The 13,165-nt window shown below is 69.9% G+C and carries 14 protein-coding genes and 2 pseudogenes; 8 read left to right on the plus strand and 8 right to left on the minus strand.

Translation table 11 applies throughout. The annotated features are described in order from the left end of the window. Nucleotides 1-166 precede the first annotated feature (166 nt). The 4 genes from ACQEVY_RS04405 (at nucleotide 167) to ACQEVY_RS04420 (ending at nucleotide 3,688) form a co-directional block, all read left to right on the plus strand. Nucleotides 167-508 (plus strand): ArsR/SmtB family transcription factor, encoded by a 342-nt coding sequence (locus ACQEVY_RS04405; protein WP_432944985.1) that lies wholly within the window; start codon nucleotides 167-169, stop codon nucleotides 506-508. Then, nucleotides 505-2,232: a SulP family inorganic anion transporter gene (locus ACQEVY_RS04410; RefSeq protein WP_432944987.1), complete on the plus strand. Its 1,728-nt coding sequence runs from the start codon at nucleotides 505-507 to the stop codon at nucleotides 2,230-2,232. The genes ACQEVY_RS04405 and ACQEVY_RS04410 overlap by 4 nt, the downstream gene beginning before the upstream one ends. A 348-nt stretch (nucleotides 2,233-2,580) precedes the next feature. Beyond that, a complete protein-coding gene (locus ACQEVY_RS04415; protein ID WP_328773950.1) occupies nucleotides 2,581-2,931 on the plus strand; it encodes an ArsR/SmtB family transcription factor in 351 nt (116 codons plus the stop codon). Between the two features lie 310 nt (nucleotides 2,932-3,241). Then, a complete protein-coding gene (locus ACQEVY_RS04420; protein ID WP_432944989.1) occupies nucleotides 3,242-3,688 on the plus strand; it encodes a type II toxin-antitoxin system PemK/MazF family toxin in 447 nt (148 codons plus the stop codon). Between the two features lie 279 nt (nucleotides 3,689-3,967). Here the strand turns inward: ACQEVY_RS04420 and ACQEVY_RS04425 are convergent, their stop codons facing one another. Together ACQEVY_RS04425 and ACQEVY_RS04430 are read right to left on the minus strand one after the other, a co-directional pair. Continuing rightward, nucleotides 3,968-4,651 carry a recombinase family protein gene (locus ACQEVY_RS04425; RefSeq protein WP_432955059.1) on the minus strand — a complete coding sequence of 228 codons (684 nt, stop codon included), beginning with the start codon at nucleotides 4,649-4,651 and terminating at the stop codon, nucleotides 3,968-3,970. Between the two features lie 217 nt (nucleotides 4,652-4,868). Next, nucleotides 4,869-4,994 (minus strand): annotated as a pseudogene (locus tag ACQEVY_RS04430) (zinc finger domain-containing protein); the annotation flags it as partial. 361 nt (nucleotides 4,995-5,355) lie between these two features. Here ACQEVY_RS04430 and ACQEVY_RS04435 point away from each other — a divergent pair. From ACQEVY_RS04435 to ACQEVY_RS04445, 3 genes are all read left to right on the plus strand, one after another. Beyond that, nucleotides 5,356-6,237 (plus strand): sigma-70 family RNA polymerase sigma factor, encoded by an 882-nt coding sequence (locus ACQEVY_RS04435; protein ID WP_432944991.1) that lies wholly within the window; start codon nucleotides 5,356-5,358, stop codon nucleotides 6,235-6,237. A 93-nt stretch (nucleotides 6,238-6,330) separates the two neighbouring features. After that, nucleotides 6,331-6,801, plus strand: a complete 471-nt coding sequence (locus tag ACQEVY_RS04440) for a carboxymuconolactone decarboxylase family protein (RefSeq protein WP_432944993.1) — start codon at nucleotides 6,331-6,333, stop codon at nucleotides 6,799-6,801. Nucleotides 6,802-6,894: 93 nt separating this feature from the next. Then, complete coding sequence (locus tag ACQEVY_RS04445) at nucleotides 6,895-7,281, plus strand: DoxX family protein (RefSeq protein ID WP_432944995.1); 387 nt, start codon at nucleotides 6,895-6,897, stop codon at nucleotides 7,279-7,281. A 186-nt stretch (nucleotides 7,282-7,467) separates the two neighbouring features. Here the strand turns inward: ACQEVY_RS04445 and ACQEVY_RS04450 are convergent. The 3 genes and pseudogenes from ACQEVY_RS04450 to ACQEVY_RS04460 all read right to left on the minus strand — a co-directional run bounded on the left by ACQEVY_RS04450 (nucleotide 7,468) and on the right by ACQEVY_RS04460 (nucleotide 9,682). Next, nucleotides 7,468-8,687: pseudogene (locus ACQEVY_RS04450) on the minus strand (transposase). Then, nucleotides 8,684-9,085 carry a zinc-binding dehydrogenase gene (locus ACQEVY_RS04455; RefSeq protein WP_432944997.1) on the minus strand — a complete coding sequence of 134 codons (402 nt, stop codon included), beginning with the start codon at nucleotides 9,083-9,085 and terminating at the stop codon, nucleotides 8,684-8,686. The pseudogene ACQEVY_RS04450 and the gene ACQEVY_RS04455 overlap by 4 nt, the downstream one beginning before the upstream one ends. Before the next feature lie 168 nt (nucleotides 9,086-9,253). Continuing rightward, nucleotides 9,254-9,682: a pyridoxamine 5'-phosphate oxidase family protein gene (locus tag ACQEVY_RS04460; RefSeq protein WP_432944999.1), complete on the minus strand. Its 429-nt coding sequence runs from the start codon at nucleotides 9,680-9,682 to the stop codon at nucleotides 9,254-9,256. 112 nt (nucleotides 9,683-9,794) lie between these two features. Here ACQEVY_RS04460 and ACQEVY_RS04465 point away from each other — a divergent pair, with 112 nt between their 5' ends. After that, the gene (locus tag ACQEVY_RS04465) at nucleotides 9,795-10,802 is read left to right on the plus strand and encodes an AraC family transcriptional regulator (protein ID WP_432945001.1); all 1,008 of its coding nucleotides are present in this window, start codon (nucleotides 9,795-9,797) and stop codon (nucleotides 10,800-10,802) included. A gap of 20 nt (nucleotides 10,803-10,822) precedes the next feature. Here ACQEVY_RS04465 and ACQEVY_RS04470 read toward each other — a convergent pair whose 3' ends face one another. Genes ACQEVY_RS04470 through ACQEVY_RS04480 form a run of 3 tightly spaced genes read right to left on the minus strand, consistent with a single transcriptional unit; the run spans nucleotide 10,823 to nucleotide 13,161 of the window. Further along, a complete protein-coding gene (locus ACQEVY_RS04470) occupies nucleotides 10,823-11,572 on the minus strand; it encodes a FadR/GntR family transcriptional regulator (protein ID WP_432945003.1) in 750 nt (249 codons plus the stop codon). Between the two features lie 36 nt (nucleotides 11,573-11,608). Beyond that, nucleotides 11,609-12,013: a Zn-ribbon domain-containing OB-fold protein gene (locus ACQEVY_RS04475; protein ID WP_432945005.1), complete on the minus strand. Its 405-nt coding sequence runs from the start codon at nucleotides 12,011-12,013 to the stop codon at nucleotides 11,609-11,611. Further along, on the minus strand, nucleotides 12,010-13,161 hold the full coding sequence (locus tag ACQEVY_RS04480) for a thiolase family protein (protein WP_432945007.1): 1,152 nt from the start codon (nucleotides 13,159-13,161) through the stop codon (nucleotides 12,010-12,012). The genes ACQEVY_RS04475 and ACQEVY_RS04480 overlap by 4 nt, the downstream gene beginning before the upstream one ends. Nucleotides 13,162-13,165: the final 4 nt, after the last annotated feature.

A 13,165-nucleotide genomic window follows, 5' to 3' on the forward strand; every position in this document is an offset into this window, starting at 1 on the left:
GTCCACCGTCCCGTCCGTGGCGGGAACACCGGTGCAGCAATCTGATGCAGAATTGCAAAATTTCGCAATTGGTTAGATGCTGTGTTGGCCATGCTCGCAGGTAGCCGCGGGCACAACCTTTCGCGTCCGCCCGCGGGGCGGGGCTCGTAGGGGAAGCCGAGGGGTCGTGTCCGTTCCGCTGTACCAGGCCAAGGCCGAGTTCTTCCGGATGCTGGGGCATCCCGTACGGATAAGGGTGCTGGAGCTGCTGCAGGACGGGCCGATGCCGGTACGGGAGCTGCGGGCCGCGATCGAGGTGGAGCCCTCCAGCCTGTCGCAGCAGCTGGCGGTGCTGCGCCGCTCGGGGATCGTCGCCTCCGCTCGCGAGGGCTCGACCGTCCTCTACGAGCTGGCCGGCGGGGACGTGGCCGACCTGATGATGGCCGCGCGGCGGATCCTGACCGAGATGCTGGCCGGACAGGGCGAACTCCTCGCCGAGTTGCGGGAAGCCGAGGTCGCCGCCCGATGATCTCGCAGATCAGCCGGGTCTGGGCCCGGATCGCAGGACTGCTGCCTGCCCGCGCCGACCTGACGGAGATGCGCCGTGCCCCGCGTCGCGACCTGCTGGCCGGGCTGACGGTGGCCGTCGTGGCGCTGCCGCTCGCCCTCGGGTTCGGCGTCTCCTCGGGACTGGGAGCGGCGGCGGGCCTGGCGACCGCGGTGGTCGCGGGTGCGCTCGTCGCGCTCTTCGGGGGATCGAATCTGCAGGTGTCGGGGCCGACCGGCGCCATGACGGTGGTCCTCGTCCCCATCGTGGCCGAGTACGGGCCGACCGGCGTCCTCACGGTCGGTCTGATGGCCGGCGTCATGCTCATCGCCCTCGCCGCTCTCAAGGCAGGGCGCTATATGCAGTACGTCCCCGCGCCCGTCGTCGAGGGCTTCACGCTGGGCATCGCGTGCGTGATCGGCCTGCAGCAGGTCCCGAACGCGCTCGGCGTGCCCAAGCCCGAGGGCGACCGGGTGCTGGTGGTGACCTGGCGGGCGATCGAGGAGTTCGCCAAGTCCCCGAACTGGACCGCCGTCGGATTCGCGGTCTCCGTCGCCACGGTCATGCTGGTCGGGGCGCGGTGGCGGCCGACCGTTCCGTTCTCGATCCTGGCCGTGATCGCCGCGACGGTGGTCGCGCAGGCCGCCGGCCTGGACGCCGCCAAGCCGATCGGAGCCCTGCCCTCCGGCCTCCCCGCACCCTCCCTCGCCTTCCTCGACCTCGGCTCGCTGGGCAGCCTGCTCGCCCCGGCGGTGGCGGTCGCCGCCCTGGCCGCCCTGGAGTCCCTGCTGTCCGCCTCGGTCGCCGACGGCATGACGGTCGGCCAGAAGCACGACCCCGACCGGGAGCTGTTCGGCCAAGGGCTCGCGAACATCGCCGCCCCGCTGTTCGGCGGGGTACCGGCGACCGGCGCCATCGCCCGCACCGCGGTCAACGTCCGCACCGGCGCGAGCTCCCGGCTCGCCGCTCTCACCCACGCCGCGATCCTCGCCGTGATCGTCTTCGCGGCGGCACCCCTGGTCTCGAAGATCCCGCTCGCCGCGCTCGCCGGCGTCCTGCTGGCCACCGCGATCCGCATGATCGAGGTCGGCTCGCTGAAGGCGATGGCGAAGGCGACCCGCTCCGACGCGCTGATCCTCGTCCTGACCGCCGTGGCCACGCTGGCCCTGGACCTCGTGTACGCCGTGATCATCGGCCTGGCCGTGGCGGGCGCCCTCGCCCTGCGCGCCGTGGCCAAGCAGGCCCGCTTCGACCAGGTGCCGCTCGACCGGGGCGACCACAGCGCCGAGGAACACGCCCTGCTGGCCGAACACATCGTCGCGTACCGCATCGACGGGCCCCTGTTCTTCGCCGCCGCCCACCGCTTCCTGCTGGAATTGACCGAAGTCGCCGACGTCCGCGTCGTGATCCTGCGCATGTCGCGGGTGTCGACGATGGACGCCACCGGCGCCCTGGTCCTCAAGGACGCGGTGGAGAAACTGCACCGGCGCGGCATCCTCGTCCTGGCCTCCGGCGTGCGCCCGGGACAGCGCCAGGTTCTCGGCTCGGTCGGCGCGCTGGACCTGCTGCGCCACCAGGGCCGGGAGTACGCCACCACCCCCGAGGCGATCCGGGCCGCCCGCGATCACCTGGAGACGGCCGGAGTCCTGCCCACCCTTCCCGCACAGAAGCAGCCCCGAACCTCCAGCGAGGAAGCCCTCCGATGAGCGCTCCTCCCCGGCCCCTCCCTCCCGACCCCTCCCTTCAGGCAGGGCACTCGAGCCAGGTGACGCCGGTGCCGCGCAGCGGCGTGGTCCTCACGCAACGCTGCTCACACGACCTCAGGAAATTACTAATGTTGGCAATTCCTGAAGTCATCACCGCTGGATTCGACGGCCTGGTTCCTCCTACTCGGGTTCGGCGCCGCCAGTGCCGCAGGCGAGGATGGGCCGCATGCTTGTGACGAGTGAAACGAGATGGGGGTCCCCCCGCCCGAAGGGTGGGAGAGGGTGGATGCGATGCGCCAAGTCCCGGCCGGTGGGGCCGTATTGCTGCGTCGGGGAGGCGACGGCACGGTGAGTACGCCGCTGTACCAACTGAAGGCCGAGTTCTTCAAGACGCTCGGCCACCCGGCGCGCATCCGGGTCCTGGAGCTGCTGAGCGAGCGCGAACACGCGGTCGCCGAGATGCTGCCCGAGGTGGGCATCGAGCCCGCGCACCTGTCCCAGCAACTCGCGGTACTGCGGCGGGCGAATCTGGTCGTGACCCGCAAGGAGGGCTCGACCGTGTACTACGCGCTGACCAGCCCGCACGTCGCGGAACTCCTCCGGGTCGCCCGCACCATCCTCTCCGGCGTGCTGGCCGGCCAGGCCGAACTGCTCGCCGACCTGCAGGCCACGCAGGGGCAGGCGAAGCCGCCGTCATAGCGACGGCCCTCGATCGTCGGCCGTCTCCTGCGCGATGGACAACGCTCTGCGGAAGCGGCGCGCACGGATCTGTGCCACAACGAAACCCGCATTCGCGCTTGAGGTTGTCACGCCTGGGCGGGGTCCAGGGGTGCGCTATAGCGCCCCTGATAACACTGGCCGAAGGCCAGTCCCTCATCGGCCCACGTACGCACGGGCCTGTCATCGCGGCCGGTCGCGAAGCGGCAACGCTCGGATTTCCTGAACGGCGGGAACGCCCGTCCGGCTCCGGCTATGGTCGGGCCTGCGTACGACGAGGGGGGCAGAGCCGGTGGCCAGTGTGGTGCTGTTAGCTGTGGTGCTGTTTGTCGTGGTTGGTGCTTTGTTGATCTTGTTCCTCGTGTCGGGGGGTGAGGTCCTCGACCGTCCGGTTGCCCGCCCAGCTGAGATTCCATCTCGTCCTCCATCACTCGCTCATTGGCTGCCGTGGCCCGGCGAGATCTGGTGGGCAATGGTGCCGTTCGATGATGGTTCAGGGGCCAAGGACCGGCCGTGCCTAGTGCTGTTCGTGCAGGACGAATACGCAGAAGTTGCAAAGATCACCAGTAAGTACAACCCCAGAGTGCCAGCAGTGATCGAATTGCCACCCGGCAGTGTGAACGACCGCCAAGAGCGCGTGAGTTATGTTCAGGCCCGTGAGCGTCGCCACGTTCATGTGTCCGCGTTCCGGCGGAGAGTGGGCCCGGTAGACCCAGGGGTGTGGAGCCGATTGCGTTGACTCCGTCCCGGGAGCGGCAGGCTGTCGGAGCGGCGGGCGTCGTGCCGGTCGGCCCGGTCCCGTGAGCGAACGAGCAACGGCAGAGCCCCCGCGAGGAATCCGCGGGGGCTTCTCTGTCGGTCGGGCGCGGTGGTGGTGTCGGGCGGTCCGGTCGGCCGGTCGGGACCGGCCGTAGGCCGCATGCCCGGCTGTGGCGGCCGGTGCCGCCCGGCGCGCCGTAGGCGCGCCCTTGAAGCAAGTAGAGAGAAGTTACTCCGATGCGGCCCTGTTCTCCCGAAGCTACGGCGAAGTGACAAGTAGCTCTCTGCGATCAGAGTGACGCTCGGTCAGGGATAGCGGGGCGGGGTCCGGGGACTTCGCCGACCTGGAGGGCGGCGAAGTCGGCGTGGGCTGTTCGACGGCCTCCGGGTACGCCTCGCGCTTGGCGTGCTCGGCGAGCGCGCGGTAGATGCTCGCAACGGAGGGGTTCTGTCCCTTGCGCTTGCCGGTGGGGATGATCAGGTCGGGCTGGATCTGTTCGACCGACTCGCCGTTCGCGCGGCGCCGGAGCACGGTGTGCAGCATCTCCTCGGTGATGACGGCCGGGCGGCCGCCGTGCTTGCCCTTGCGGGCCGCCGCGTCGAGTCCTTCGAGGGTCGACTCCCGGATGTTCTCCCGTTCGGTCTCCGCCATCGCCGCGAAGAACGCGAACAGCAGACGTCCGGGGCCGCTGGGGTCGTACATCCCGGGCAGCGGTCCGGCGAGCATCTCCAGGACCAGGCCGTGGGCGGCGAGGTGGTCGGCGAGCGCGGTGAGTTCGGCGGCGTCGCGGCCCAGGCGCTTCATCTCGTACACGGTGAAGATGACCCGACAGTGCGGGGAGTAGGCCTTGATCTGGCGGGCCAGGGCGAGCGCGGCCTCGAACTGCGGGCGGACGCGCACGCGGGTGCTGATCTTCTCGGAGAACACTTTGTCGCGCTCGATGCCGTGCTTGGCGAGCGCGTCGAGCTGCGACTGGAGTTCCTGGGTGAGCGTCGAGCAGCGCGTACCCGATGCGGATGTCGGCGGTCGGGGTGTCCGGCGCGAGGGCGAGCGGGACCGGGGTGCCGGACCGCCACGGCCGACCGGGCCCGCGGTCGGCGGGCGTGGGCACGCGCAGGAGTTTGGCGAGCCGGGGCACCTTGGTGAAGCGGCCGGTGTGGTAGGTGCCGGCGACCGCGCCGGAGCGCGAGCGGCACGGCGAGCCGGGGTCGGCCTTGCAGCGCGGGCAGGGGTGGCGCTCGATGTCGTCGGCGTCGCTCGGGGAAGCCCCTTGAGGGACCGTCATGACCGTGGATGCTGTCACAAACGGATTCTCAGAAGTACCCCGAACCCACCTTTGAGTGAGAACGGGTTCTGCGAACCGAACCGGCACTTCGCGATCTCCGCGCGGCCCTTTTTGATCTTGCTCGGGCAAAGGACCGTTTGTGCGAGTCGCTCGACACCTGGGCGGTGTCGCTCCGGTGGATCCCGGTCAGCTCCCCAGCAAGGGTTCGGACACTCCCTGACGTGGGCTGGGGCAGCGGCAACACCTGTTGATCACCGGTCGCCGCCGCTGCGTGTTCCGTCAGGATGCACGCCGAACGGTTACCTCGGCACCTTCGGGCCCGTCATGATCGTGACGGAATTCGCCCAAGGAAGGTAACGACATGACCGGATCAGGTCTGCACGAAGTACTGGCGGGAGCCTTCGAAGAGCAGCGCGAGCGCCTGGTGGCAGTCGCCTACCGGATGCTCGGGTCGCGGGTGGACGCCGAGGACGCTGTGCAGGAGGCGTGGATCCGGCTGGCGCGACAGGACGCGGCGTCGATCGACAACCTGGCCGGCTGGCTGACCACCGTGGTCGGCCGGGTCTGCATAGATGCGCTGCGCTCGCGCAAGACCCGGCCTGAACTGTCGTACGACGACCGGCTGCCCGAGCTGGTGGTGACCGTGGACGGCGGGGCGGCACCCGAGGATGACGCGATGCTCGCCGAATCGGTCGGGCTGGCACTGCTGGTCGTACTCGACACCCTCACGCCCACCGAGCGGCTTGCGTTCGTACTGCATGACATGTTCGCGGTGCCCTTCGCCGAGATCGGCGAGATCATCGACCGGTCCACCGGCGCGACCAAGATGCTCGCCAGCCGGGCCCGCCGCAAGGTGCAGGGCACACCGCTGCCGGAAGAGGAGCCGCGGCGGCAGCGCGCAGTGGTCGACGCATTTCTCGCCGCGGCGCGGAACGGGGACTTCGAAGGGCTCGTACGGCTGCTCGATCCGCAGGTGACCTGGCGCACGTACCACCCGCAGGGCGTGATGACCACGGTCGGGGCGGCCGAGGTGGCCGCCCCGGTCCTGCGCGGCGCCCGGGCGATGACCTCGGTGCTCCCGGTCCTGGTCAACGGCGAGCCCGGGTTCGTGGCCTGGGGTGCGAACGGCAAGGTGCTCGGCGTGGTGGCGTGCACCGTGGTCGACGGCCGGATCGTCGAGCTCCTGACCGTGAGCGACCGCAAGCGCCTCGACACCATGGGGCTGCCCGCGCGACCCGAGTAGCGCACGTTCAGACGTCGAGCGCATGGGGTTGTTACGTCTTGGCGGGGCGCTTCGTCGTAGTGGTGCAAGCATCCGAAGACGAAGGAGACCGAGATGGAAACCCGGATCAACCCCATGGGCAACGAGGTCGGGTCGAAGTGGGCCAAGTACATCATCTCGTCGAACAAGGCCATCACCGACTCGGCGCTGCCGAAGGCGGTGCAGGAGCTGGTGAAGATCCGCGCCAGCCAGATCAACGGCTGCGGCGGCTGCCTCGACATGCACACCAAGGACGCCGCGGCCGCCGGCGAGAGCGCGGTGCGGATCAACCTGGTCGGGGCATGGCGGGAGACGACCGTCTACACCGAGGCGGAGCGGGCGGCACTGGAACTCACCGAGCAGGGCACCCGCCTCGCCGACTCCAGCGGCGTCACCGATGAGGCGTGGGCGAACGCGGCGAAGCACTACGACGAGGACCAGCTGATGGCCCTGGTGGCCCTGATCTGCGGGATCAACGCCTTCAACCGGCTGAACGTGATCACCCGGACGCCCGGCGGCGAGTACCAGCCCGGACAGTTCGGCTGACGCTGAGATTCGCCTTCAGGCTCACTGGCGGACCCGGGACCCCGGGTCCGCCAGCCACCGCCACTCCCAGAAACTTCGCCAAGGAGAAGACTCATGAACCTCGCGCTGTGGATCGTCACCGGCCTGCTGACCGCCGTCTTCCTGTTCTCCGGCTTCGGGAAGTTGTTCGTCCCGCGGGAGAAGATGGCCACGATGGCCGACGCCGCGCGCTGGGTCCTCGACTTCAAGCCCAGCACCCTCAAGGTCATCGGAGCACTCGAGATCCTCGGTGCCGTGGGCCTGATCCTGCCTGCCTTGCTCGGCATCGCGCCGATACTCGTACCACTGGCGGCCAGCGGCCTGGCGCTGATCATGACCGGTGCCATGATCATGCGGATCCGCCGTGGCGAGACCAAAGCCGCGCTGGGGGACGGGGCCTACCTTGCCCTGACCGCCTTCGTGGCGATCGGCCGCTTCGCACTGGAACCCTTCACCGGCTGACCGGCTCGTCACCCGGGCGGGATACGGGCCGCAATCCGCATTGACCGAAGCCCAGAGGGTGCCGAAGCAGAGAATGACCACAGAGTTCGTCAAGTACGAGGCCCTCGGGAACGACTACGTGATCGTCAGAACCGCGGACGGTGCTGCCCGGTGAAGGCCGCGACCCAGCAGACCGGGCTCATCGAGCTACTGCGTGTTCGCAAGGTCCGCCTTCCACTCGTGACCCAGACGGTCTGATCGAACGGTTTCCGGCTCGGGCGGGGTGCGAGGGCCGGGGAGCGTGGCCGCAGCTGCAAGGGCGAGGTCCAGGTCGAGGTGGGAGTTCATATCCAGCTCGAACCGACCGTAGGGGTTCACGTGAGTCCAGAACAGCGGCGACAGTGCCCGCCGGTCGGCGTCGGTGAGCCGCTTCTGCCACTTCTCCTCGCTCAGGATGTCTTGGAGGAGCAGGGTGTTGACGTGCGCCAACGCCGACTGGAGCAGGTGCAGGGCGAGCATTGAGACCTCCTGGGACTCTTTGTCGGAGCCGGTCAGGTCACCGTCCTTGCCGTAGAAGAGGTCGTGGTTGGCGGAGTTCCAGTTCTCCACGACCTGAAGCCCGTCGTTGATCTCGCGCCGCAGGTCGGCGTCGGCGAGGTAATCGCAGATGAACGCCGTACGCACCGCCCGCCCGAGTTCCTCGATCGCGCGGTAGGTGGGGTGCTTGGGCCCGCCGCGGGTGAAGCGCCGCAGGACCTGCTCGGCCTCGGCGGTGCCCAGGCGCAGGGCGTGTACTTCACGATCTGGTCGTACTGCTGGCGGATCAGGTCCCAGTCGATCGTCTTGGTCGACAGCACCGGCGCCAGGTTCGGCCACTTCTCGTCCTCCCCGGCTGCCGGCCGGTACAGCCGCGCCGATCTGACGTTCTTCAGCCTGGGCAGCAGGTTGAAGCCGAGCATGTGGGCGAAGGCGAACCCGACGATGGAGGCGCCGTGCGTGTCGGTGTACTGCCGGTCGATCTCCACGTCCGTGCAGTGCCGCAGCACGCCCTCGATCATCGCGGCGACCTCGGAGGCCGAGCAGGACTTGAGCTGGCTGTAGACGCACAGCGACTTCTTCTCGACGTGCCAGTAGATCATCACGCCGGGGCCGCGGTACCGCTGGTGCCACTCGGTCATGAAGTTGCTGGACCAGGAGCCGAACTTCTTCGAATCGCTTGCGCAGGCGGTGCCCTCGCCCCACCACGCCGCATCGCGGGCGGCGAAGGTGGCGTTGACCATGCGCACCAGCGCGGCGCGCAGGTTGGTCCGGTTGATGAACAGGTGCCGTACCCGGCGCAGGACGGCCTCGCCCTCGCCGTGCTTGCCGGTGGCCGCGACTCGTTTGATGCCCATGTTCGTGCCCAGCGCGAACAGCACTACGCTCACCCGTGGGCGTCGGGGACGAGGACGACCTTGCCTGTTGTAGCCCGAGCCTCCAGGGCGGCATGCGCCGTAGCGGCCTGCGACAGGGGGAAGGTCTGAAAGGCGGGCACCAGAGTCCCGTCAGCGGCCGCCGTGAGCGCGCGGGCCTCGTCGGTGGGCCTGTCCAGGCCCTCCAGCAGCCGGGCCAGTGCGTCGGTGAAGGTCACACCGCCCTCCTTCAACTCCGCCTCGTCGGGGCGGAATTGCTCCCGCGAGGCCGCGCCGATGGTGACGTAACGTCCGCCCTCGGCCAGCAGCCCGAAGGCGGCCCGCCCCTTGTCGCCCTCGACACCGTCGAGAACGACTGTGACGCCGCGCCCGTCCAAGGCGCCGCGTACGGTGCCCGCCGAGATGCGCTTCACCTCCGCCCTGAAGGGCGGAGCCCTGCGCAAGATCCAAGGTAGATCTGCAAGAGAACACCCACCCTGCGACCTCAAGTCAACTTGAGGTCACGCCTCTCGCGCCGGGCGCCTCCCGGCGGTGTTGCTCCCCACGCGACGGCGGCGCCCTGGAGTCGCTTGTCGCGGACGTCAATACATGTAGCGGCTTACGGTCTCCGGGTGGATGACGACACGGACCTGGTCTGCGGCGAGGATCCCGGCGAGGTCGTCGGCGCGAGCCGGGTCGTCGAGGTTCCAGTAGCGAGCGGCCAGGCGGACGGCCAGGTCGTGGGCTCCGTCGGGTTCCACCGTGGTGCGGCCGGCGACCGATAGCCATCGCTCGCGTTCACCGACTGGGGCGGCTACCACGAGCGAGGCGCGGGGGTCGCGGCGCAGGCGCCGCACTTTGAGCGAGTCCGGCTCCGTGAACAGTTGGATCGTGCCTTCGGCAGTGGTCTCGAACCACACCGGCCGGGGTTGTGGCGGGAGTGGCCCCCCGGCCACGGTCAGGAACCCGTGCAGGGGGCGTCGCAGGAACTCGAGGTCCTGGGTGGTCAGCGAACTGGCGTCGGTGGTCATCACAGTCCTTTAGGCGAGGTCGTTGCTTATAGCAGCGATTCAACGTCGCCTGCTCGGACGAATCCATAGGCGAAAAGCCGGATTGCCTGTGTCATCGTCTAACCTCGGTGTGGTGGACGCGTTCAGTGACCTCTTCCGCGGGGTGCGAGCCCACGGCTCGTTGTTCAGCAGCTCGACCCTGTCCCCGCCCTGGGCGCTGCACTTCGTGGACGGCGCGCCACTGACCCTGTGCACCGTCCTTGACGGGGCGGGCTGGATCGTGTCGGAGCACCATCCGCCCGAGCCGCTTCGCGCCCGCGAGACGATCGTCGTGCGCGGCCCGGCGACGTTCACCTTCGTCGACGAGCCCGGCACCCGGGCCGAACCGGTCGCGTGCGGCGAGCACTGCGCCACGCCCGAGGAGGGCGGGACCCGGCACCGGCGCGGCTGGAACGACCACGGCGGGGACGCTGGTGACGGCGGCGGGGCGACGACCCTGATCGTCGGTGCTTATCCGGTACGCGGCGAGATCAGCCGCCGACTGCTGGACGCGCTGCCCGTCGTACTGCGCGTGGGCGCCGGGGGCACGGCCGACCCCGTGCTGGACCACCTCGCCGCCGAGGTCGCCGTAGACACCCCGGGCCAGCAGGTAGTACTCGACCGGCTGCTGGACTGGATGCTGGTGTGCACGCTGCGCGAGTGGTTCGACCGGCCCGGCGGCGAGCCCCCTGCCTGGTGGGCCGCGCAGCGGGACCCGGTGGTCGGCGACGCTCTACGCCTGCTGCACGCCGAACCGGCGGCACCGTGGACGGTCGCCAGGCTGGCCGAGCACACCGGGGTGTCGCGTTCGACGCTGGCTAAGCGTTTCGCCGACCTGGTCGGCGAACCGCCGCTGACCTACCTCACCCGCTGGCGCATGACGCTCGCGGCAGACCTACTGGTCGAGCAGGAGGACGCAACCGTCGCGGACATCGCCCGCACCGTGGGTTACTCCGACCCATTCGGGTTCAGCGCAGCGTTCAAACGGGTCCGAGGCGCCAACCCGAGCGAGTTCCGGCGCACCGCGACCACTGCTTCCCCGGCGGCCGGGGTGGTGCAGCCTGTTCCAGCCCGCACCGCGCCGGCCGGCTCGAACGCCTAGCGGGCGCGAAACCCGCCCCCTCAGCCCAGCAGGTCCAGCACCGTCGTCATCGACCGGTTCTGCAGCAGATAGTCCTCCGCCTCCTGAAGATGCACCCGCCACAACTCCTCCGCCGCCTCCGCGCGACGCGCAGCGACCAGGTCGACCAGGGCGACGTGCGCGCGGAAGCCCCGCCGGTTGGCCCGTACGTTCTCGGGTGTACCCGCGTCGAGGTCCACATGGGACCAGTTCGCCTGGTCGATGATGTGGCGGACCATGCCTGTCAGGACGGTCAGGGTTTCGTTGCCCGCGAGTTCCACCACCAGGGCGTGGAACTCCATATGGGCGCGGATGAAGGCCGACGGGTCGTCCATCAGCATTTCGGCCTCGGCGACCGCGGCGCGCAGTCGCGCCACGTCCTCGTCCGTGCGGCGGGCGGCGAGCAGGCCGGCGCACGGTGCCTCCAGGACCGTACGGGCGTCGTATACGTCTTTCAGGGTTGTGCCGCGGTACTCCAGCACCACGCCCGCGTAGCGCGCGGCCACCGTCTGCTCGGGAACCTGCACCCGCGCCCCGCCCCGCGCACCTCGCCGCACGCTGATCAGCGACTCCGACTCCAGCACCCGGAACGCCTCGCGCAGCGTCGGCCGCGACACGGCGAACTCCGCCATCAGCGCTGTCTCGGCGGGCAGCGCGTCCCCCTCCACCAGCTCCCCGCGCACGATCTTGCGGCGCAGCTGTGCCGCCACCAGCTCGGCCATCTTGGGGACCCGTACCGGCGTGTTCGCCACGGTGTCCACCTCCGCCCTCACTCGGTCATCGAGTGGTCAGTTACGCGCGTCCGGTACGAAGTACGGCAGGGTGATCTCGTCGGTGAGGGGGCGGAAGTCCGCGCGTACGGGCATGCCGATCACGACGTCGTCCGGGGTTCCGGCATCCACGTGGGACAGCAGGGTGCCGCCGTCGTCCAGGTCGATCACCGCGAGCGCGAACGGGGTGTCGAAGCCCGGGCCCGGCGCTCGGTGGACCACCGTCACCGCGTAAACCGTTCCCCGGCCCGCGCTCGGCTCGTAGCGCCAGTCCCGCGACATGCACCCGGGGCAAGCCGGTTCCGGCACGAAGAAGCGCAGGTCGCAGGAAGGGCAGTACGGGACGACCAGTTCGCCGCGCCGGGCCGCCGCCCAGAACGGCTCCGACAGCACCGTCGGCCTCGGAACAGGTCTGCCGGTCATCCGGTCCTCCCCAGCACGCTCATCTCGTAATGCTGCGCCCCGGAACCGGCGTTGCCGACGACCGCCAGCTCCGCACCCTCCACCTGGTGCACAGCGGTGCCCCGCAACTGCCGTACCGCTTCGACGACTTTGAGCGTCATCTGCTGCGTGCCGTTCCACGCGTACGCCAGGCAGCCGCCGTCGGGATTGACGGGATGCTTGCCGCCCACGGCGATGGCTCCGCTCGCGGCCAACGGGCCGCCCTCGCCCTCGCCGCACAGGCCCAGGGCTTCCAACTGGCGGATGATTTCGAAGGAGTTGGGGTCGTAGAGGGAGAAGACGTCCACGTCGTGCGCGCCGATCCCGGCCATCGCGTACGCGCGGGTGGCGGCGTCGCGGCCAAGCATGCCGACCTCGCTCAGGAGTGGCGGATTGGCGTACGCGGCCTGGTGGTACTCCATCGCGCCGCCGAGCACGGTGATCGGCGGGTGCGGCAGGTCCCTGGCCCGCTCCTCGGTGGTCACCACGAGCGCGGCACCGCCCTCGCCCACGATGCAGCAGTCCAGCAGGTGGAAAGGCGTGGCCACCATGCGGGAGGCGAGCACGTCGTCGGCGGTGTACGGGCCGCGGCCGTACATCATCGCCTCGGGGTTGGTGGTGCCGTTGTTGCGGATGGTGGCGGCGACCTCGGCGAGCTGCCGCGAGGTCGTCCCGTACTCGTGCATGTGCCGGGCCGCCACCAGCGCGAACTGGGCGACGACATAGCTGCCCCAGACGTCGGCGAACTCCAGCGGTACGCCGGCGCCGACCGGCCCCGCGCCACGCGAGACCAGCTTGCAGCCGCCGACCACGACGGTGTCCGCGTATCCGGCGCGCACGGCGGCCGCCGCCTTCAACAGCCCCCGGGAGCCCGCGTTGTCCAGCATCGAGTCGCTGGTCCAGCGCAGGTCGCGGCCGAGCATCCGGGCCCAGGAGCTGCCCTCGCCCGGTACGCCGCCCGGGCCCGGCCAGTCGACCTGGGCGCCGTCGATGTCGGACGGCTTCAGACCGGCGTCCGCCACCGCGCCGCGTACCGCTTCGAGGGCGAGGTCCATGGCATCCCGATGGGGAAGGGACAGCGCCTGCTCGGTGGCGTAGACCCCCGCGATGACGGGCCGGCGGTCGGTCACGGCC

The organism is Streptomyces sp. CA-288835 (genome assembly GCF_050936385.1).
In the GTDB taxonomy this organism is placed as follows: domain Bacteria; phylum Actinomycetota; class Actinomycetes; order Streptomycetales; family Streptomycetaceae; genus Streptomyces.

Bases quoted from the DNA above. Each gene is read 5' to 3' on its own strand.
- ACQEVY_RS04410 (WP_432944987.1), top strand. From the start codon at position 505: ATGATCTCGCAGATCAGCCGGGTCTGGGCCCGGATCGCAGGACTGCTG.
- ACQEVY_RS04435 (WP_432944991.1), top strand. From the start codon at position 5,356: ATGACCGGATCAGGTCTGCACGAAGTACTGGCGGGAGCCTTCGAAGAG.
- ACQEVY_RS04440 (WP_432944993.1), top strand. From the start codon at position 6,331: ATGGAAACCCGGATCAACCCCATGGGCAACGAGGTCGGGTCGAAGTGG.
- ACQEVY_RS04445 (WP_432944995.1), top strand. From the start codon at position 6,895: ATGAACCTCGCGCTGTGGATCGTCACCGGCCTGCTGACCGCCGTCTTC.
- ACQEVY_RS04460 (WP_432944999.1), bottom strand. From the start codon at position 9,682: ATGACCACCGACGCCAGTTCGCTGACCACCCAGGACCTCGAGTTCCTG.
- ACQEVY_RS04475 (WP_432945005.1), bottom strand. From the start codon at position 12,013: ATGACCGGCAGACCTGTTCCGAGGCCGACGGTGCTGTCGGAGCCGTTC.